General features: G+C 62.7%; 16 protein-coding genes. 10 read left to right on the top strand and 6 right to left on the bottom strand.

The window, feature by feature from the left end:
• Window positions 1-73: 73 nt before the first annotated feature.
• From FHT19_RS23200 to FHT19_RS24810, 3 genes are all read right to left on the bottom strand, one after another.
• Entirely contained in the window at window positions 74-424 is a 351-nt protein-coding gene (locus tag FHT19_RS23200) for a cupin domain-containing protein (protein ID WP_168557935.1), read from the bottom strand.
• An 80-nt stretch (window positions 425-504) separates the two neighbouring features.
• Window positions 505-1,932: an aldehyde dehydrogenase family protein gene (locus tag FHT19_RS23195; protein ID WP_168557936.1), complete on the bottom strand. Its 1,428-nt coding sequence runs from the start codon at window positions 1,930-1,932 to the stop codon at window positions 505-507.
• 112 nt (window positions 1,933-2,044) lie between these two features.
• Window positions 2,045-2,995 (bottom strand): cytochrome P450, encoded by a 951-nt coding sequence (locus tag FHT19_RS24810; RefSeq protein WP_168557937.1) that lies wholly within the window; start codon window positions 2,993-2,995, stop codon window positions 2,045-2,047.
• Window positions 2,996-3,001: 6 nt separating this feature from the next.
• Between FHT19_RS24810 and FHT19_RS23185 the strand changes: the two genes are divergently transcribed.
• The 8 genes from FHT19_RS23185 (at window position 3,002) to FHT19_RS23150 (ending at window position 12,903) form a co-directional block, all read left to right on the top strand.
• Window positions 3,002-3,328, top strand: a complete 327-nt coding sequence (locus tag FHT19_RS23185; RefSeq protein WP_168557938.1) for a hypothetical protein — start codon at window positions 3,002-3,004, stop codon at window positions 3,326-3,328.
• A 158-nt stretch (window positions 3,329-3,486) separates the two neighbouring features.
• The gene (locus tag FHT19_RS23180; RefSeq protein WP_168557939.1) at window positions 3,487-4,134 is read left to right on the top strand and encodes a class II aldolase/adducin family protein; all 648 of its coding nucleotides are present in this window, start codon (window positions 3,487-3,489) and stop codon (window positions 4,132-4,134) included.
• A 235-nt stretch (window positions 4,135-4,369) separates the two neighbouring features.
• On the top strand, window positions 4,370-5,665 hold the full coding sequence (locus tag FHT19_RS23175; RefSeq protein WP_168557940.1) for an aminotransferase class III-fold pyridoxal phosphate-dependent enzyme: 1,296 nt from the start codon (window positions 4,370-4,372) through the stop codon (window positions 5,663-5,665).
• Window positions 5,666-5,687: 22 nt separating this feature from the next.
• Entirely contained in the window at window positions 5,688-6,629 is a 942-nt protein-coding gene (locus FHT19_RS23170) for a PfkB family carbohydrate kinase (protein WP_168557941.1), read from the top strand.
• Window positions 6,630-6,699: 70 nt separating this feature from the next.
• Window positions 6,700-7,404, top strand: a complete 705-nt coding sequence (locus FHT19_RS23165) for a TetR/AcrR family transcriptional regulator (protein WP_168557942.1) — start codon at window positions 6,700-6,702, stop codon at window positions 7,402-7,404.
• Window positions 7,405-7,571: 167 nt separating this feature from the next.
• On the top strand, window positions 7,572-8,699 hold the full coding sequence (locus FHT19_RS23160; RefSeq protein WP_169476991.1) for a hypothetical protein: 1,128 nt from the start codon (window positions 7,572-7,574) through the stop codon (window positions 8,697-8,699).
• Between the two features lie 544 nt (window positions 8,700-9,243).
• Window positions 9,244-11,604, top strand: a complete 2,361-nt coding sequence (locus tag FHT19_RS23155) for a TonB-dependent receptor (RefSeq protein WP_168557944.1) — start codon at window positions 9,244-9,246, stop codon at window positions 11,602-11,604.
• Between the two features lie 48 nt (window positions 11,605-11,652).
• Entirely contained in the window at window positions 11,653-12,903 is a 1,251-nt protein-coding gene (locus tag FHT19_RS23150; protein WP_169476990.1) for an SGNH/GDSL hydrolase family protein, read from the top strand.
• Between the two features lie 45 nt (window positions 12,904-12,948).
• Here FHT19_RS23150 and FHT19_RS23145 read toward each other — a convergent pair whose 3' ends face one another.
• Genes FHT19_RS23145 through FHT19_RS23135 form a run of 3 tightly spaced genes read right to left on the bottom strand, consistent with a single transcriptional unit; the run spans window position 12,949 to window position 17,178 of the window.
• Window positions 12,949-13,947, bottom strand: a complete 999-nt coding sequence (locus tag FHT19_RS23145) for an aromatic ring-hydroxylating dioxygenase subunit alpha (RefSeq protein WP_168557946.1) — start codon at window positions 13,945-13,947, stop codon at window positions 12,949-12,951.
• A complete protein-coding gene (locus FHT19_RS23140; protein ID WP_168557947.1) occupies window positions 13,947-14,717 on the bottom strand; it encodes an EthD domain-containing protein in 771 nt (256 codons plus the stop codon). Before FHT19_RS23140 ends, FHT19_RS23145 begins: the two co-directional genes overlap by 1 nt.
• A 19-nt stretch (window positions 14,718-14,736) precedes the next feature.
• Complete coding sequence (locus tag FHT19_RS23135; RefSeq protein ID WP_246866343.1) at window positions 14,737-17,178, bottom strand: TonB-dependent receptor; 2,442 nt, start codon at window positions 17,176-17,178, stop codon at window positions 14,737-14,739.
• Window positions 17,179-17,354: 176 nt separating this feature from the next.
• On the opposite strand from FHT19_RS23135, the gene FHT19_RS23130 reads away from it, so the two are divergent.
• Together FHT19_RS23130 and FHT19_RS23125 are read left to right on the top strand one after the other, a co-directional pair.
• Window positions 17,355-18,308: a LysR family transcriptional regulator gene (locus tag FHT19_RS23130; protein ID WP_168557949.1), complete on the top strand. Its 954-nt coding sequence runs from the start codon at window positions 17,355-17,357 to the stop codon at window positions 18,306-18,308.
• 86 nt (window positions 18,309-18,394) lie between these two features.
• On the top strand, window positions 18,395-19,615 hold the full coding sequence (locus FHT19_RS23125; RefSeq protein ID WP_168557950.1) for a GGDEF domain-containing protein: 1,221 nt from the start codon (window positions 18,395-18,397) through the stop codon (window positions 19,613-19,615).
• Window positions 19,616-19,626: the final 11 nt, after the last annotated feature.

The following is a 19,626-nucleotide window of genomic DNA, read 5'->3' as shown; positions in this document are numbered from 1 at the left end:
GGCCTGCCCCGGCATGCGGTCGGAGCAGGCCTTCTAGCGACGGCGGTCTGCCCACCTGGGTGTCAGGTGGGGATCACGCCAGCCGCAGGCAGAACCGCTTCTCCACCGGTTCGGTCACTTTCCAGGTGCCGGTGAACCCTGCCTCGACCAGGAAGGCATCCCCGGCCTTGACGCTGACCGTTTCGCCGCCATCGGCAGTCAGTTCGATCGCGCCCGCGATCAGATAGATATATTCGTGATAGGGCGTGTTCTCGGAATGCCAGGTGCCGGTGGTGGAATGCCAGGTCCCGGTCACCATGGCCTTGTCTGCTGTCTGGAATTCCAGCCACGTCTTCATCGTGGGAGACCCTTCCACAGGTTTCCAGTTGTCAGACGGGTTGGGATTGAAGAGCCCGGTTTCCGGGACCGAAATTGCAACGCTCATATCGCATCCTTTTCATGACTGCTTGGGCAGCTCGATTTGCAATGGTCAGAGAAAATCCTCAGCGCGGCGCTGCGCAATGTTCAACCTTGGCCGGCGTAACCCAGCACGGCCTTGACCTCGACGAACTCGTGAAAGCCGAAATCGCCCCATTCGCGGCCATTGCCGCTGCGCTTGTAGCCGCCGAACGGCGCCATCAGGTCACGCGCGCCATTGATCGATACCTGGCCCGCACGCATTCTGGCCGCCACCTTGCGCGCCGTTTCGATGTCTGCCCCGCTCACATAGGCGGCGAGCCCATATTCGGTGTCGTTGCCGATCGCGATCGCCTCGTCGAGGGTCTGGTAGGCCATGATCGACAGGACGGGACCGAAGATTTCCTCCCGCGCGATGGTCATGTCAGGCGTCACGTTGGCGAACACCGTGGGCTGGACATAATAGCCCTTGTCCAGGCCTTCGGGGCGCTCGACCCCGCCGGCGACCAGCGTGGCGCCCTCATCGATGCCTGATTGGATAAGCCCGCGAATCTTGTCGAATTGGGCCTGCGAGGCAACGGGGCCGATCTGGGCGTTGCCGTCGGGCGGCCCGACGGTGATGCTGCTGGCGGCAGCGCGCGCACTTTCGATCGCTTCGGCCATGCGCGCGGCTGGCACGAGCATGCGCGACGGCGCATTGCACGACTGGCCGGAGTTGACCATCATGCCTTGTACGCCGCCGGCAACGCTTTGCGGCAGATAGGCATCGTCGAGCACGATGTGCGGGCTCTTGCCACCCAGTTCCTGCGCCACCCGCTTGACGGTTGCAGCGGCGTTGCGCGCCACTTCGATGCCTGCCCGCGTCGATCCGGTAAACGACACCATGTCGACTTCGGGATGCGATGACAGCGGCACGCCCACACCGACGCCGTCGCCATGAACCAGGTTGAACACGCCAGCGGGAAGCCCGGCGGCTTCCAGGATCTCGGTGAAGATCTGCGCGGAAAAGGGGGCGATCTCCGATGGCTTGAGCACCATGGTGCAGCCTGTGGCAATGGCCGGCGCCACTTTGCAGGTGATCTGGTTGAGCGGCCAGTTCCACGGTGTGATCAGCCCGCAGACCCCGATCGGCTCGCGCGCGATCAGTGTCTGTCCGCGCTCCTGGGTGAATGGAAACGTCTTGAGAATTTCCAGCGCAGTGGCGAGGTGCGCCAACCCGATCTGTACCTGGGCATTGCGCGCCAGCGAGACCGGCGCACCCATTTCCTCGGTCACGGCCGCAGCAAGATCGTCGGCGCGCTTCTGGTATTCCGCCAGAATGCTGCCCAGGATGCCGAGCCGGTCTTCCCGGCTGGTGGCAGACCAGCCGGGAAACGCGCGCCGCGCGGCGTGAACGGCCTTGTCGACGTCGGCTGCGGTGCCCAGCGCAATACGGCCGGCGATCGCCTCGGTCGCGGGATTGAGCACATCGAGGGTGTCTTGGCCGGCCGGTTCAACCCATTGGCCGTCGATGTAAAATCGTGTGTAATCGCGCATGTTGGCTCCTCTCAAATCGGCGTCCCCGCGGTTCATTTGAACCAGCCAGGGCGGTAATGATCAGTATTGTTGCTGTCTGGGTTGGCGCTGCGTCGGCCAGGCGTTTGGGCAGTCAGGATGCCGGCACCAGACAAAGTGGAAAGCGCTCCATCTGGCCCATGGCATGCGCCGGAATCCATTGCGGCGCTGTCGTTCCAGGGGTGAGCGTCAGGCCGCGCGCCATCACCGCGTCGAGCAGCACTTCGACCAGCATCACGGCCACATAGCGGCCAGGGCAGATGTGCTGGCCACCGCCGAACGTCGTGCTGCCCTTGCGCGAGCGGTCGAGGTCGAACCGCATTGGATCGGGCACGGCCGCAGGGTCGAAACCGCCGACGCCCCACATCAGCGAGACGATCGCACCGCGTGGAATGCGCACGCCCGCAAAGATAACCTCCTCCATTGCCCAGCGGGGCAGGTGGATCACCGGCGGCTCGATACGCAATGCTTCGAAGATGGCATTGGCCACGAGTTGCCGGTCGGCGTGCACCTGCGCCAGGGCGTCTGGATTTTTCAGCAGCGCGAACAGCGTGTTGGCGGCACCAAGTGCCGCGGTATGAAATCCGTCGATCAGGTTTCCGGCCAGCATGGCGCCAACGTCGCGTGGAACGATTCCCGCCTCCGCGGGATCGTCCGGTAGATCGATCCGCTTGAGGTCGTCAGTCAGGGCAACGACGAAGAGGTTTTCGCCCCGCCGAAGGCTACGCTCGGCCGCTGCCCTGATCACGCGCCAATACCCGCGCATGGCGTTATCGAGCACGATGTAGTCTTGGGCGTCGCGGTTGAAGTGAAAAAGCCGGGTCAGGTCCCGCGTATAGGCCTGCATCGCCACGATTTCGCCGGCGTCCATCTCCAGCATGCGGCCCCAGAACCCGCAGGTGAGCCGCTCGGCGACATCGCGCATCACGTCTATCTCGCCAAATGGGGCAAGCTCATCGAGGATTTGCTGCACGGTTTCCTCTGCCACCGGCCGCATCGCGCTCACCTCTTTGGGGCCGAGGCGGGAAACCAGTGCCTTGCGCACAGGGCGATGGATCGGCGGATTGGCGGTGAAGACCTGGTTTGCCACCACGCGCGCGACTTCGGCACCCAAGGGCGGCGCGGGATCGTCCATGCGCGTGAGCGACTCGCCAAACAGCACCCCGGCGGGAACGTTGCCGATCTGGGGCAGGGCGCCCAGTTTCTGCAAATCCGCATTGCGGAAAACCGCCAGGTTCCCGTCCTGGTCCTGCAGGAAACGCGGTTCGGGCCCGGCGAAAACGCGCTCGGCAAAGGGGCGGATGCTGTCGCGGCCGCCGGTGAAACCGAACTCGGCAAGCGTTCCCAGGCTTCCGATCTCGACAGTGTCCATTCCTGACATCCCTTCTCGTCAAGCGCAGTTGCAGCGTAGCGCATGCGGCTGACATAAACAATAGTCTGGACTATTCTATTGGCTGCGGTATCTGTGCATCTGGATGGAGCGAATCGTGCCTTTGAAAGGCGCTTTCGGCGGCGGGTTTCGCGCAAGGAGGGCTCATGAGCGATCAGACCGAAAAGCAGGCCAGAAACCAGCTCGCAGAGGCTTACCGGCGGGTTGTGGACCTTGGCTTGACCGAGCTGTCTTCGGGAAACCTGAGCGTCCGTTTTGGAAATGGCATGCTCATTTCACCGGCTGGTGCGGATGGTGACAATATTTGTGAAGAGAGCATTGTCTATGTCAACGCATCGGGCGATTGGGACAAAAGTCTCAATCCTTCGAGCGAATGGCAGCTACATGCCAGAATATACCGCAACGATGCCAATACCACGGCAATCGTCCATACCCATTCCGATAATTGTGTCGCGGTTTCGTGCCACTGCCATTCCTTGCCGCCGTTTCACTACCTTGTCGGCCTGTTTGGTGGGGATGACGTGCCGTGCGTGCCCTATTCAACCTTTGGAAGCGAAGCACTCGCGCACGATGTCTCGCACGCGCTGATCGACCGCTACGCCTGCCTCATGGCCAATCACGGCATGACCGCGCGCGGGCCTTCGATGCCCATCGCGATGATGTTTGCCCATCGGCTTGAGATCCTCTGCCGGCAATATCTTCTGGCGCAGCAACTGGGTGAGCCCAATCATCTTTCGGCCGAAGATATGGATGCGTTCCGAGAAAAGATCGCAAAGATGTCCTACGGTCGATAGGATAGTTCTGATTTAGATAAAACTCCCTGTAATCGACTGATAATGATCTGCAATTTTAGGCGATGGAAAAACGGATGAGCGCCGATTTTAACCCATCGACCATGGCGGATACTGTCTATCGATTGGTTGAAAATGGGGTTTCTATGGTTCGATATTTCCCGCCTTTGCGGAAAGCAAATTGACAACCCCGCAAGCTCAAATTTAAATAGTTCACACTATCATTGTCGAGGTTTCTATGGATCGTACTGCCGATCGCGATCTCAAGGCTCGCGCACTCAAGGTCATTCCCAACGGCATGTATGGCCACGAGGCGGTGCATGCACTGCCCGCCACGTTCCCGCAGTTTTTCGAGCGGGCCGAGGGCGCCTATATCTGGGATGCCGATGGCAACCGCTATCTTGATTTCATGTGCGCCTATGGACCGAGCTTGCTTGGGTATCGGGACCAGCGGGTGGACGCGGCCGCCGCGGCGCAGGCGGCGAAAGGCGACACCATGACCGGGCCATCGCCGGTGATGGTCGATCTTGCCGAAGCACTGGTTGCCATGGTGACTCACGCGGACTGGGCGATGTTCTGCAAGAACGGCACCGATGCCACCAGCATGGCGATGGTTGCCGCACGTGCGCAAACCGGCAAACGGATCGTGCTCCTGGCCAAGGGCGCCTATCACGGCGCGGCGCCCTGGTGCACGCCCAATCCCGTCGGCGTCGTGGCCGAAGATCGCGCCATGCTGCGCTATTACGAATACAACAATGCCGAGAGCCTCGAGGCCGCCGTGCGCGCCGCGGGCGACGATCTGGCCGCCATTTTCGCCACGCCGTTCAAGCACGATGCCTTTTTCGACCAGGCGCTGCCCGATCCGGTCTATGCGCGCCGGGCAAGGGAGTTGTGCGACGAAACCGGGGCCATGCTGGTTGTCGATGATGTGCGCGCTGGTTTCCGGCTGGCGCGCGATTGCAGCTGGTCGCTCGTCGGCGTGCAGCCCGATCTGAGCTGCTGGGGCAAGGCCGTGGCGAACGGACAGCCCTTGTCCATACTGCTGGGATCGGATCGCTGCCGCAAGGGCGCTGGCTCGATCTATGTCACCGGCTCCTATTGGTTCGCGGCTATGCCAATGGCAGCCTCGCTCGAGACGCTTCGCATCATCCGCGAAAGCGATTACCTTGAACAGATGATCCGCATGGGCGACCGGCTGCGGGCCGGCTTGGCCAGCGCAGCCGAGCGGCACGGGTTCGGCTTGCGCCAGACCGGGCCGTCGCAAATGCCGATCATGCTGTTCGACGATGACCCCGATCTGCGTGTCGGCTTTGCCTGGGCAGAAGAGATGCTGCGGCGGGGCGTCTATATCCACCCCTGGCATAACATGTTCATCGCCGCCTGCATGACCGAAGCTGACATCGACATGGCCGTTGCCGCGGCAGATGGGGCGTTTGCCGCGACCCGGGCGCGCATGGCCGATCTGCAACCTTCGCCGGTAATCCTGGCGATGGCGGCAGCGAGATCCGCAGAAGAACTCCAGGCCCTGGCCTGACGCGTGCGGCGAGGAGCCAACCATGGACCAGTCGATTGATCTTCTCGCTGTCGGCCTGCTAACAGTCGATATCGCGGTGCGGCCGGTGAACGAACTGCCGCCGATCGATACCGGCATGTTGGTGGAATCGATCCTGCTCTCGCCGGCGGGAACGGCCGGCGGGGCTGCGATGGTCGCCGCAAAGCTCGGGCTAAAGGTCGCCCTCGCATCGGCAATCGGTGATGATCTGCAAGGGGTTGCGGTTCGCCATGGCTTGGAAAAGGCCGGGGTCGATGTCCGTTTCCTCGTCACCAACGAACAGTTTCCCACCTCGTCGACGGTGCTTCCCGTGCGCAGCATCGGCCAGCGTTCGACCTATCATATGGTGGGAGCAAGCATGGTCACGCCCTTGCATGGGGAACTGGAAGCGGCGCTGCCCCAGATCCGGGCCATTCATTGGGGAGCGGTAAACTTCCCCGGCGTTGCCGAGCAGGCTGTCGCGATCCTGAAGGCGGCAAAGGCGGCGGGCGCGTTCGTAACGTGCGATCTTGTCTCCCCGCGCGAGGGGACGATGGAGGATCTTGCCCGTATCCTGCCTTATGTCGATCTTTTCATGCCGAGCCTGGCCGAAGTGCTGCACCTGCACGGCAATGACGATCTGCGCGCGGCGGCCGATCGGTTCATCGCAATGGGCGCCGGGGGATGCGTCTTCAAGCTTGGCCACGAAGGCGCCATCCTGTTGAAGCCGGATAACGCGGTTCAGGTGCCTGCTTTGCCCATCGATCCTGTCGACACGACAACCTGCGGCGATTCCTTCTGCGTGGGATTCCATGCCGGGCGGCGGCGCGGCTTGGATGAAGAAGCGTCGCTTCGTTTCGCGACGGCAACCGCAGCGCAAGTGGCGATGGGCTTGGGCACTGTGGGCGCGCTGTCCAACTTTGACGAAACCATGGTGCTGTCGCGGACTGTCGGCGCGTCTTCCTAGCGATTGCTGGATATTGGCCGGCACTGCGGATAGTGGATCAGGAGGTAATCTGAAAGTTCAAGGAACAGCGATGGCACGGGCGAGAAAAGCAAAGAGCGGGAGCGACCAGGATGTCGAACTCAATACCAAGCTCGCGCCGTCGCAGGATCGCTCCAAGGTCACGTTTGAAATCATTCTCAAGGTCGCGGGCGAGTTGCTTGGCGAAGTGGGCATCGAACGTCTTTCGACCAATATGATCTGTGAGCGTGCGGGACTGACCCCGCCCGCGCTCTATCGGTATTTTCCAAACAAGTATGCCATACTCAGGGAGATGGGCGACCGGGCGATGAAGGCCGAGGATCGTGTAGTGTTCCGCTCGATCGCGACCGGGCAACTCGGCTTCGATGGCCCGCTCGAGCAGGTGGTCGAACATCGCCTGGATCTTTTGACGAAGGTGCGGCGGGCCGCGCGCAGAGTTCCGGGCGGCGAATGGATCTTGCGGGTCATGCGGGCGGTGCCCGTATTGCAAGAAGTGCGGATCGGCTCGACCCAGGCGGTTTCCGACGTGCTCTTTGCCAAGCTCCACGCACAATATCCCGCCGTGGACGAGACCCGGTTGAGAGCCGCGACCCTGCTGAGCACGGCGCTGGGCAGTGCCACGAATGATCTCATCTCCGACATGCCCGAGTGGGGCGACGAGATCGGGCGCGAGTACGCGAATATGGTCAGTCTCTATTATCGTAACCTGCTGGGTGTGACGGTCGAGGCGGCAACAGGGTACGAAAAGGCAAGTTGACCCAGGGCGGCGGTGGGCGCTGCGCGCGACCCCATGGCCGTATCGTGTTGCCGATGCCGACGGAGCGAAGTTTGGAATAACAGTACCTTGACCTCGCAAGAAGGAGCGGCACGGTGACAGCAGATAGCCAGGCGAACGCGGGGCAAGGCGCCTTGAGCCGGGCCGCGATGGCAGCGGCGCTCTTGATCGGCACGGTCGGGCTCGTCATAGCCGGCGTCCAGCCGGTCTTCTTCGGGGCGCTGCTCGCCGCCGACCGCCTTTCGGCGGCTCAAGTGGGGCATGTCGCGGCAGCCGAACTCGTCTCGATCGGCATCGGCGTCGTCATTGCCGAGTCGTTCCTGGAGCGTGTTTCGGTCTGGCTTTCCACGCTCGTTGCCCTGGCGCTGGTCGCGTCGCTCAATCTCGCAACGGTTTGGACCAGCGGATTGGGCGTGCTTTTCGTGCGTGGGCTGGTCGGCCTCTCGGCGGGTGTGCTGGTGTGGATGACCACCGGCGTCATCGTCCGCTCCGCTCGCCCTACGGCGTTGTCGGCTGCGTTTCTGCTGACCCAGGCGATCATTCAGTTCGCAACTTCCACCGGTCTTGCCATTGCCGCTCCCAATGCCCGCGATGGTGTGCCCGTGACGATCGCCGTCCTGGCCACTGCCGCACTGCTTCTGGTTCCCTTGCTGCCCAAGCGCTTGAATCCCCTGCCGCGTGATCCCGCGCAGGTATCGGGTCTGCCCCCGCTGCGGGGGTGGGTTGTCCTGGCGGCATCGCTTTTGATCCAAAGCTGCATCGTTGGGGCGTGGGTCTATTTCGAGCCGCTGGGCCGCCAGGCCGGCATGACACCGCAGCAGGTTGCGTTTGCGGTGCCCGCCTCGCTGGGAGCGCAGGTGGTGGGTGGTTTTGCCGCGATATTTCTTGCCCGGCGCCTGCCCTGGTTTGTGTCGCTGATGGTCTCGAGCATCGCATTGAGCGCCGTGCTGTTCATCTTGTCCACCCCACCAGGGGCTGCGGCCTTTTTCGTTCTCGAAACGCTGTTTGGCGCGATTTGGATTTTCATTACCCCGTTCCTGACGCCGTTGTCGATCGAAAACGACCCGACCCGCCGCACGGCGCTGTTGGTACCGTCGGCCGTCCTGGTCGGATCAGGGTTGGGGCCGCTCGCTGCTTCCACGCTGGCCGACGATGCCAGCGCGGGCCGCGTGCTTCAGCTGTGCGCAGTGCTGGCGATTGGTGCGACTCTGCTCATTGTCGGTCTCTATGTGACGCGATCACGCATCGCAGGCGGCGAGGCCGCGCCGCATGCATGATCGCCAGGCACGCCGAATTCGGCTTAAAATAACGATTGCATAGACTATCATAATGTACTGGCATCAGCGACGCTCACCGCTGTTTCTCGGCAGCGGTGGGCGGCCGTGCAACGGCGGCATAGATCCGCTAGCGAGCGTTCCCCATCTGATTCGCCAAATCTGCGGCCGCAGGGGCAGGGCGCCCCAGCTTGGCAGCAGGTCGTGATTGCGGGATTATGACACTAAAATACTGTAAATATGTAAAATATTTGAGCAATAACGGCGCGTGATTCGCCCGTTCGCCGCGCCATCGGCTGTCTCGCTGAAATCGCGCCAGCGGAGATGGATGCTGTGTTTTGGCGCTGGTTCGCCGATGCCGGATGGCTGGATTTTCGGCGGACTTGTGCGGGTTGCGATAGCACCAGTCACGCTAAATCTGCCGCCCCAGCATTCCCCTATTGCCAAGGTATGTCGAACATGGTTCAATAGCACTAGCTATCGCAATGAGGGCGCGAGCGCCCGCTGCGAAAAGGCCACGGTCCACAACAAAACATGAGGGGGGCTTATGTCCGAGCAGTTGCTAAATCGAACGCTGTTGATGACGAGCGCGATGATGGTTCTGGGATATGCCGGAAGCGCTGCCGCCCAGGCGGCCCCTGCCAACACGGCGGCAGCCGTGGCCGCGGATTCCAACCAGGTCGGTGTGATCGTGGTTACCGCGCAGCGCCGAAACGAAGATATTCAGAAGGTGCCGGTTTCCGTCCAGGCGCTGTCCGGCCAGGACCTTCAGTCGATCGGCGTTAAGAGCACCGAGGATATCGCCCAGGCGACCCCGAACCTCATGATCCAGAGCCCGATGGGGATCGGCAACCAGCCCTTGATCAGTATTCGCGGCATTGGCCTCAATGATTTTGACAGCAACAACGCTGGTCCCAACGGCGTCTATATCGACGATGTCTATATCAGCGCGCCCTCGGCGCAGAGCTTTGCGATTTTCGATCTAGATCAGGTGCAGGTGCTCAAGGGGCCGCAGGGCACGCTCTACGGGCGCAATACCAGCGGCGGCGCCCTGCTGTTCACGTCGAAAAAGCCGACCGACCAGCTAACGGCGGACGTCCATATCGAGCAGGGCAACTACAACACCACATTTGTCACCGGCGCGGTCGGCGGGCCGATTGCGGACAATCTCAGTGCACGCATTGCGGTCGTCTACAATCATTCCGATGGGTTCATGCAGAATGACTTCTACGGCATTTCCGCCAATGGCACGAACAGTAAGGCCGTGCGCGCGCAGTTGCTGTGGAAACCGACGCCGAACCTGAAAATCCTGCTCAGCTCGACCACCGGGCTGGTCAACAACGTGCCCAACGAATATCGTCATATCGGCACGTTGAAGCCTGGCACGCAAAGCGATCCGGCGCCGGTGGTGTGCTCGGTCGCCGATGCCTATGCCGGCAACTGCGTCGACATGTTCGGCTTCGGCACGCCGTCCAACTTCTATCGCGGCCAGTACAACCGCACGCAGTATCTGCGGAACCTCAATCTCAACGAAACCGCCCGGATCGACTACGACCTTGGCCGCGTGACGTTGACCTCGATTTCGGCCTTTCAGCACAACGACAAATACTTTCCCGAGGACAGCGACGCCAACCCGGCCAACCTGGTCGAAGCGACATTTGGCGTGAAAACCAATACCTACACCGAGGAACTGCGTGCGGCGTACACCTCCGCAAAATTCAACTGGGTGTTCGGCCTCTACTACCTCCACGAAGATCTCCGCCAGGATCAACCGCTGGATCTTTTCATCGATGGTGATCTCTACGGCGGTTTCGGCATTCCCGCTGGCGCCGGCAATTTCGATGGCATCGCCCAGCGTGCCTATGACCACAGCCATCAGAAAACCGATTCCGTGGCTGCGTTCGGGCAAGCCGACTACACGCTCGGCAACGTGACGCTCACTCTTGGGGGCCGGCTCACCCACGAACGCAAGACGTTCGAGTATGACGCGTCACGGCAATACCAGTCGGGCGGGCGCGGCAATTTCGGCCCGCTGGAAGGCTTTATTTCTTCGAACCAGACCCAGACCAACACCAATGCCACCTGGCGCGCCGCGGTCAGCTATCGCCCCACGGACGCGATCCTGACGTATGCCAGCGTCGCGACCGGTTTCAAAAGCGGCGTGTTCAACGGCAGTTTTCTGAGCAGCGACCCCGAGCAAGCCCTGTTTCAGCTGCAGCCGGTCAAGCCCGAGCGGGTAACTGCCTATGAAATCGGGGCGAAGACGAGCTGGTTTGATCGCCGGCTGATTTTCAACGTTGCCCTGTTCTACAACGACTACATCGACGAGCAGATCTTTGCGCAGGTTCCGCAGACCGTGAACACTGCGGCCGGACCGATCGAGCAGATCACGCAGGTTCTGGCCAATGCCCACAAGGCGCGGACCGAGGGTGTCGAAGTGGAGCTGACCGCCGCCCCTGTTCGCGGCCTGACCTTCACGCTGGCGCCGGCTTGGCTCAATGCCAAGATCATCAGCGCAGGCTTGCCGATGTTCCAGGGCGCCACGCCGCTCGATGGCAACCGTCTTGCCAATGCGCCCCGGTTCAGCTTTTCCGGAACCGCCAGCTACAAAATCCCGCTCGACGCGTTGAACGGGGATCTCAATTTCCGCTGGAATTCAAGTTATCGCAGCTTCCAGTATTTCGACTCGACCAACGACCCCTATATCACCCAGAGCGGGTACTGGATTCATAACCTGAACATCGTTTACCAGAACAAGCATGGCTTCGATATCGGTGCCTACGTCCGCAACGTTGCCAACAAGAAGTATGCGATCGGCGCGGCCGACCAGACGGCACCGTTCGGGATGATCACGCAGACGGTGGGGGCGCCGCGGACCTATGGCGTCCAGGTTTCGTTCCATTATTGATCATCGTTGCAAGCATGGGTCGGCAAGGAAGCATGATTCCGCTGGCCCATGCGCGATGAATCTGTTGCAGGAGTGTTCGGCACGATGCCCTGGATGGTTGTTCGCGCTGCGGCGCTGATCGTGGCTGCCTTTGCCGCAGGAGCGCCAGCGGGCGCGCAGGCATGGCGGGCGAGTTGGACGGCATCACCCGCGCCGTCGTTGCAGGCGGGCCCCGGTGTTCCGCCGGAATTTGTCAGTCCGGTCATCGCGAACCAGACGATCGTTCAGGTCATCCGCCTGAGCGCGGGTGGCGATGCGGTGCGCCTCCGCCTGTCCAACGAGTTCGGAGCGGCGCCGTTGCACATTGGTCGCGTGACGGTTCGCCTGCTCGATGCGGCAGGTGCCAAGACGGTGGGCGAACCGCGCGTGGTGACCGCCAATGGCAATGCCGACTTCACCGTGGCTCCCGGATCGCCGCTGATCAGCGATGCCATCGCGATCCACGTCCCCGCGCGCGCCCAGCTCAGCGTGGCGATCTACGTCACAGACGAGAAGACCGCCTGCACGTGTCACGCCGATGGGCAGGCCTATACGTTGCTCTCGCCACCCGGCGATTACACCACGCGTGCATTTACCCCGGCATCCCGCACTCCCGCGCGGCCGTTCCTGACAGCGGTCGAGGTGCAGGGCGCCCCCGGCCGGGTTGTCGCGGCATTGGGTGACTCGATCACCGACGGCTATATGTCGACCCCAGATGCAGACCGACGTTGGCCCGACTTTCTTGCCGCGAGGCTGCATGGCACGGCGGACCTTGCGTCTGCGGCGGTGATCAATGTCGGGATCAGCGGCAATCGCGTCCTTGCGCCTGATCCGGTTGCGATCTTCGGGGTTCCGGCCCTGGCGCGGCTCGATCGGGATGTGTTCGCCATGACTGGCGTTACCGACCTGATCGTGTTGGAGGGCATCAACGATATCGGCAGCGCGCCCGAAACGCCCGCCGCCGCGCTGATCGCGGCCTATCAACAGATCACGGCGCGCGCCCATGCCCATGGCATCAAGGTTCACCTGGCAACCATACTGCCGTTCGAAGGCGCCGACTATTATTCCGAGGCGGGCGAGGCGACGCGGCAGGCGGTGAACGCCTGGATCAGAACCAACCCCGGTGATGGTCCCGTGATCGATTTCGACGCGGTCACGCGGGACCCGCTCCATCCCAAGCGAATGCGAACGGAGCTGCAGTCGGGCGATTGGCTGCATCCCAATGTTGCTGGCTACCAGGCGATGGCCGATGCCATCGCCATGGATATGTTCCGGAAATAGCGGCCAAGCCCGGCGCGGCGATCGGCCCGCGCCGGGCACGCGGCCTTATTTCGCTGCCTCGATCAGCTTGGCAACACGGCGGCGGGCCAGCACGGCGCCCTTGTCGATCGGCAGCATCTTTGGCCCCAGCGACCACAGGTCCGGCGTTCCCATCTGCTGCTGGACCTTCTCGATCATCGGCTTGTCCTCGACCTGGAAGGCGTGGACCAACTGTTTGCGCAGCACGGCGTTGAACGCGGCGTCATCGATCAGGAAGTTGCGCGTGTTGCAGCTGAAATAGTGCGTGGTGGTCAGCGTTGCGGGCGTCATGTTGTGCAGGTTGAGCGTGTCGATGCCGCGCTCGGGCTTGCCCACCGGATGCCCGCCAGCGCGCAGGACCATCAGCGCCGGCGCATACCAATCCACCTCGGTCCACAGCTTGGCGGGCGATTCCAGGTTGAACGCCGGCGGCGCATCGTCGCTGTCCGAACGCCAGGCGATGGAGAAGTGATCGGGATATTCTTCCACGGTCGACTTCGCCCGCGTGTTGAACCCGCTACCCAGGCTGCTGGCGTGCAGATAATCGGCGTGGCTCAGATCGAGGATATTGTCGGCGAGCAGTTCGTAGTTGGCCTGGACAGCGGTGTGCAGGCGCAGCTGTGCCGTTTCCGGCGCGGCATCGATGAAGGAAAGGTCGGGCAGCAGGCTTTCGTCCGGCTCTTGTTGGCCGATCCAGATCCACACCGCCTTATGCCGCTCCAGCACCGGGAAACTGGCGACAGCAAGCGTCGAGGTTGCCGCGCCGTGCGGGTTGCGGACGCATTGGCCGGCGGTGTTGAACACCAAGCCGTGATAGGGGCACGCGATCGTGTCGCCCTCCCGCTTGCCTTCGCTGAGCGGTGCAAAGCGGTGGGGGCAGCGATTGTCGAGCACCGCCATCTTTCCGGCGTCGGTGCGGAAGGCGACCATGGGAATATCCAGCACCGTGCGGGTCAGGACGGCACCATCGGCAATTTCATCGGCCCAGGCGAATTGATACCAACGGTTTTGGACAAAACGGGCCATCACGTCATCTCCACTGCGGCGTTGGGTGCCGTGTGATCGGCCACGATCGTGCGCTCCTCGACCACGAACAGCGCTTCCTGCCGGCGGTCCAGCAGGCCGGAAAGATGTGATTGGGGTTCCTCGATCACCGCGCGATAGGCATCGATCGCGCGCCACGCGTCATCACTGTCGAACCACAGGCTTTCCACCCCGGCAAACGGGCTGAGCGGCGCATTGGCGATGAAGTTGGCGGGAAGATTGGCGTCGGCCTCTCCCGCGATGCTGATGCTGCGGGTCATGCGCCGGATGGACGGGGCAAGGGCCGGATGATCGGCGACGCGGCCGGCCTCCTGCGCCCAGGCCTGGGCAAACGCGGCAGGCGGCGCGGCATCGTTGCTGGCGATGAACCGCATGAGCTTGAGCGGCGCGGCGCCGGGCGCGCGTACGCCAACCTCCTGCGTCCGGGTGGCCAGCAGGATGATGGCACTGTGGCAGACGAAGTTGAGTTCGTCGGGCTGGATGGTCTCGCGATAATAGGGATCGGCGATCGAACGGGCAAACGCTGCCCCGTCGGGAAAGCTGATCTCGCTGAACGAGTCATAGTCGGGCCCGGCCACCCACCCTGCCGCATGGGTGCCATAGACCGCATCGAGAACGTGATTCTGGATGTAGCTCTTCATGTAGCCGGGGTTATGCGCCACCGTTGCACCATGAACCTGCTCGGCATAGCGGGAATATTCGCGGTGGGTCATTCCCGCGCGGCGGCGCCCGCCGATGATCATCTTCAGCATCACGTTCTCTCCGGCTTGATCAGTACTTGTATCCAAGGCGCACGCCATACGTCCGGGGCGGGGCATAGACCGACGACAGCACACCCCCGGCTGGGGCCACATACTGCGTGAACAGCGGCACCGCCTGGTTCGTGATGTTGCGAACATAGCCGGTGATCGACCAGCGCTCGTCGGTTGATCCGAACGTGGCCGAGGCATCGAATGTCCAGAACGAACCGCTGTTCTGCTGCGCGAGATATTCGAAACCGACGACGCTGTTGGACCGGTAGCGCGCATCGCCGTTCAGCACGAGCTTGCGGTCCCCCAGCGGAATCGTCTGCTCGATCCCGCCGTTGAGCGACCAGCGCGGCGAATTGTAGCTGGGCTTGCCGGCGCAATCGATCGCGTAGACAGCCGCGCCACCCGCCGTTGTCGGCGTTACGGTACAGCCCACCGCCGGCGGGGGCGAAGCGGCATCACGGGGCGTGTTGTAGGTGTAGCTGGTGGCCTTGGCGTCGAGATACTGGACCGTCCCGCTCAACCGCGTGTTGCGCGTAACCAGCACCTGCGCTTCCACATCGACACCCTTGATGGTCGAGGTGCCGATGTTCTCCGTAAAGTAGTTGGTGGCGTTGTTGGCATCCAGGCCATAGTGCGACACCTGCTGGTTGCGATAGCGCCAGTGGAACAGCTCGATGTTCAACTGCACGCGGCTGTTGAAGAACCGGTTCTTCGAGCCGAGCGTCCACGCCTCGACATATTCGGGGGCGAAGGTTTCGTGCCCGGGGGCGTTGGAGAAGCCACCCGAGCGATAGCCCGTTTCATAGCTGGCGTAGAGCAGCGATGCGCGTGCAACATCGTATTCGGCGGCCAGGCGATAGGTCAAGCGGCCCTTGCTGATCGCGGCATTCACCTGGTTGGGAATGTAGAACAGGATGTTGCCGGCCGAACCATAGGGAACCGCATTGGCTGGCCCGGGCAGTGCAGGTACGCCCGGCACCTGGGCTAGGGTCTGGACAACGGGCAGCGATGGCCCGCCAAAGCAGCCGGTGCCGAACGGCGGTGGCGCGTTGTTGCACAGTTCGACGAGCGTGTCGGAGCTGCCGTTGAACGTCTTGCTGTCGTGCGTGTAGCGCCCGGCCGCGACAAACCGCACCGCATCGCCAAGATGGGCAGTTACCCGTCCAAAGGTGGCGTAAGACGTGGTCTTCGACGTAAAATCCTGGAAGGAGATGATCTGGTACTGGTTGATGCCGTACTGCCCCTTGACGGTTTCGTCGAAGTAGTAGCCGCCGATCAACCAGTCGAACGGACCGACCCGCGGACCTTGGAAGCGCATTTCTCCGCTGAACTGGCTGTCGTTCTCGCGATTGAGCGACCCTCTGAACGACGGGCCATTGAACAGGTTGTCGAGTTTGGAATGCCGGTAGGCCGGCACGATGGTGAGCGTGCCCCCGGCCAGATCGGCATTCACTTCGCCGGTCAGGCCCCAGTAGGTGTTGTTGAGATAGGGGCGCACCAGCGGGGCCGGATTGATGAACGTGCCGGGAATGACCGCCTGTGCAAAATAGGCGCTGCCCGAACGCGACAGGAGGCCGCTGTATGGATCGACGTTCGCCGGCGTGAACGTGTAGTTAGCCGGAGATGTCGCGGTTGCGGGCGTGCCCGGCGTGAAGTTTTCCGTGCCGACATAGCTGCCGCCAACGCCCCGGCCGCCCTGATGCGAATAGTCACCGCTGATTCTGACCGTCACGCCGGGGCTCGGGCGGACGAGCAACTGGGCGCGGATGGCCTGGCCTACTTCATCTGACGTGCCGTCCTGGTTGTAGCCGTCGCGGTTCACGATCTTGCCGGCCAGGCGGAACGCGGCATTGTCACCGATCGGCAGATTGGCAGCAGCTTCGACGTCAATGGCATTGTAATTGCCGAAACCGCCCGAAATCGACACTGACCGCTCGCCCAGCTTGGGCTTGGCGGGGATGACATTGATGGCCCCGCCCGTGGCGTTGCGACCATACAGCGTGCCTTGCGGCCCCTTTAGCACCTCGATCCGTTCCAGATCGAAGAACGTGCCGGTGGTCGATGTGGGCCGGCCCAGATAGACGCCATCGAGGTTGAACGCGATCGCCGGATCGGAATAGCCGTTGTTGGTGAAGTTGCCGACGCCGCGCACGAAGAACGTGGTATTGGCGCCGCCGCCTTGCTGCACCGTCAGCGCGGGCACCGTGGCGTTGAGCGTCGTTGCCGTGACTACCCCGGCGCGGGTCAGTTGCCCAGGCGAAACGACATCGATCGCCACGGCGGCGCGCTGCGCATTTTCGACCCGGCGCTGGGCCGTGACGACGATCTCGGCAAGCCCGGTCGTTTGCCCGGATGGTTCGGCCTGGGCATTGGCTGCCGGCGCCACGGCAGTGCCAGGCGTCGCAGCTTGCGCGGCGGCGATCACGGGCAGCGACACTGCCGCAAACGCAGTGCCGACCAACAATAATGCCTTCATCATTTCTCCCCTTCGTGGCTCTCTTGGGCCTTGTTGGGGCGATTAAGCCCGGTTTGCCGGGCGTGGGCAAATTGCATGTTTGCACCACATTATTCGTGTGATGAATGATCCGGGCAATTCCCTCGTTTCCAGTGATGATCCCTTGCTGCTATAGCGGGGGCATGACGGCCCCGCTCAACCTGGCTTCGCTCGACCTCAACCTGATGGTCATCTTCGATGCGCTGATGAAGGATCGCCACCTCTCGCGCGCCGGTGATCGGGTCGGGCTGAGCCAGCCAGCGATGAGCCACGCCTTGCGTCGCTTGCGCGGGGTGCTGGGCGATGATCTTTTCATCCGCCGCGGCGGGACCATGGACCCAACCCCGCGCGCGCTGGCCCTGGCCGACCCGATCGGCGGCGCGCTCGACCGGCTGCGCGCCGCGTTGGACACCGAGCCCGAATTCGAGCCGGCCACGGCGGAGCGCAGCTTTACGCTTACCATGTCGGATGCGAGTGCAGCGCATCTGCTGCCCAATCTGATCCCCCGCCTGCGGGCCAGCGCGCCTGGGGTGGACATCGACCTGCTGGCATCAGGTGCGCGAGAGGGGACCGAGCACCTGCTATCGGGCGCGGCCGATCTTGGCCTGGGGGTTTTTCCCAATCTGCCCGAACGGCTGCACTGCGAGCCGGTCCAGTCACTGAAAATGGTCTGCATCGCCGATCGCGCGCATCCGGCACTATCTGGCGGAATGACGCTTCAGGCGTTCCTGACGCTGCCGCACGTCGGCGTGGATATCGGCCAAGGAACCGGGGCGAATGTCGATTCGCTCATCGAAACCATGGGCCTGCGCCGCCGCATCATGCTGCGCGTGCCGCATTTCCTGATCGTTGCCAGCGTCGTGATCGGGTCAGACCTTCTTGCAGTCGTCCCTTCGGCGATCCTGCGCGAGGAGGAGAAGGCCCATCTGACGATCCACGAATTGCCGGTTGCCCTGCCGGAAATTGCCATCCACATCGCGTGGCGCGCGCGCCAATCGCAGGATCCTGCGCTCCGCTGGCTGAGGAAAGCGGTGGCGGAGGCCATAAAGCAGCCGTTCTGGAGAGCCGCGCCGATCCAGAATTGTGCCTACCCCTGATTGGCAGTGGTGAAACTTCGCCCGTTAACAATTCATTCTTGCCGCCGATCTACTCTGGAACGGGAGTTGCTGCGGGCAGACACGGGATGGACGACCTCCACGACAAGAGTGCGGTCGATCTGCAGTTCGCGCTGATCGATCAGGCATTGGACAAGCGCGGCCCTGCGCTGCGCTTCCCGCGCGCGCTGGAAGAGCAATTCGAACAGGAAACCGGGCCGGTGCGGGTGCGCTGGTATGTGCGCATGGCGCTCTTGTCCCTGGCGCTGTTCGACTCGCTTGTCGTGCTCGACTATTTTTCCCTGCCCGATGCATTTGGCCTGGCATTGATCCTGCGGCTCGGGCTGGTGACCAGCCTGACGGCCGCAGTGGTCGGGATAACCGCGCGCCATCCCCCGGCCGCCGTGCGCGAAGGGTTGCAGGTGGCACTCTCCACGGTCATGGCGCTTTCCATCTATGTGCTGGTTGTCGCCAGTGCGAGCCCGCTGCGCGAGAACTATCATCTGGGCATCCTGTTCGTCATGATGTTCACAGTGATGGTGCTGCGCTTGCGCTGGCGCTATGCCCTCTTGGCAGCGGCCATCACGGTGACGGTCCAACTCCTGACGCTCGCCAGCCTCCAAGACGCCTCGGCGCAGTCGAAAGGGGCATCCGCCTTCCTCTCCATGGCCTTTGCCGGATTTGCGCTGGTGGCGCTCTACAGCCTGGAAAAGATGGAGCGGCGGGGCTGGCTGCGTTCGGTTCGCGATCGCCTGTGCGCGCAGGTTTTCGAGGAGCTGTCGATCATCGATCCCCTCACCGGCCTGGGCAATCGGCGCGCCCTGGAGCAGTGGGTCACGGTCCAGCGCCAGGTTCATGCCGGCCGGCCGGTATCGGTGGTGATGGTCGATATCGATCACTTCAAGGCCTATAACGACACGTTCGGCCATCTTGCCGGGGACGACTGCCTGCGTCGCATTTCGGGGTTGCTGGTATCCGAGGCGCGCAAGACGGGTGACCGGGTATGCCGCTTCGGCGGCGAGGAGTTCATTGTCTTCCTCATCGACATCGATCTGCCGACCGCGATCCTTGTTGCCGAACGCATGCGGCGCGAGATTGCCGCGCGGCGCATACCGCACAAGGCACCGGTCGGGCCGCCCTTCGTCACTGCCAGTTTCGGCATTGCGACAGGCGCATTGACCGATGATTTCGATCTCAATGTGCTGATCGAGGGATCCGACGCCGCGCTCTACAAAGCCAAGCAGCGCGGGCGCAACTGCATCGAGCCGCCGCTGCTCGGCCTGGCCGAGCCCTTGCATGCCACCGGATAAGTGCTGGCGCT

Source organism: Novosphingobium sp. SG919, assembly GCF_012932495.1.
In the GTDB taxonomy this organism is placed as follows: Bacteria; Pseudomonadota; Alphaproteobacteria; order Sphingomonadales; family Sphingomonadaceae; genus Novosphingobium; species Novosphingobium rhizosphaerae.
Note: the sequence above shows the minus strand (reverse complement) of the source record. Positions and strands in the feature narration are given on the sequence as shown.

Bases quoted from the DNA above. Each gene is read 5' to 3' on its own strand.
- FHT19_RS23200 (WP_168557935.1), bottom strand. From the start codon at position 424: ATGAGCGTTGCAATTTCGGTCCCGGAAACCGGGCTCTTCAATCCCAAC.
- FHT19_RS23195 (WP_168557936.1), bottom strand. From the start codon at position 1,932: ATGCGCGATTACACACGATTTTACATCGACGGCCAATGGGTTGAACCG.
- FHT19_RS23185 (WP_168557938.1), top strand. From the start codon at position 3,002: ATGGATCGGCGGATTGGCGGTGAAGACCTGGTTTGCCACCACGCGCGC.
- FHT19_RS23180 (WP_168557939.1), top strand. From the start codon at position 3,487: ATGAGCGATCAGACCGAAAAGCAGGCCAGAAACCAGCTCGCAGAGGCT.
- FHT19_RS23175 (WP_168557940.1), top strand. From the start codon at position 4,370: ATGGATCGTACTGCCGATCGCGATCTCAAGGCTCGCGCACTCAAGGTC.
- FHT19_RS23170 (WP_168557941.1), top strand. From the start codon at position 5,688: ATGGACCAGTCGATTGATCTTCTCGCTGTCGGCCTGCTAACAGTCGAT.
- FHT19_RS23165 (WP_168557942.1), top strand. From the start codon at position 6,700: ATGGCACGGGCGAGAAAAGCAAAGAGCGGGAGCGACCAGGATGTCGAA.
- FHT19_RS23160 (WP_169476991.1), top strand. From the start codon at position 7,572: ATGGCAGCGGCGCTCTTGATCGGCACGGTCGGGCTCGTCATAGCCGGC.
- FHT19_RS23155 (WP_168557944.1), top strand. From the start codon at position 9,244: ATGTCCGAGCAGTTGCTAAATCGAACGCTGTTGATGACGAGCGCGATG.
- FHT19_RS23150 (WP_169476990.1), top strand. From the start codon at position 11,653: ATGCGCGATGAATCTGTTGCAGGAGTGTTCGGCACGATGCCCTGGATG.
- FHT19_RS23145 (WP_168557946.1), bottom strand. From the start codon at position 13,947: ATGGCCCGTTTTGTCCAAAACCGTTGGTATCAATTCGCCTGGGCCGAT.
- FHT19_RS23140 (WP_168557947.1), bottom strand. From the start codon at position 14,717: ATGCTGAAGATGATCATCGGCGGGCGCCGCCGCGCGGGAATGACCCAC.
- FHT19_RS23130 (WP_168557949.1), top strand. From the start codon at position 17,355: ATGACGGCCCCGCTCAACCTGGCTTCGCTCGACCTCAACCTGATGGTC.
- FHT19_RS23125 (WP_168557950.1), top strand. From the start codon at position 18,395: ATGGACGACCTCCACGACAAGAGTGCGGTCGATCTGCAGTTCGCGCTG.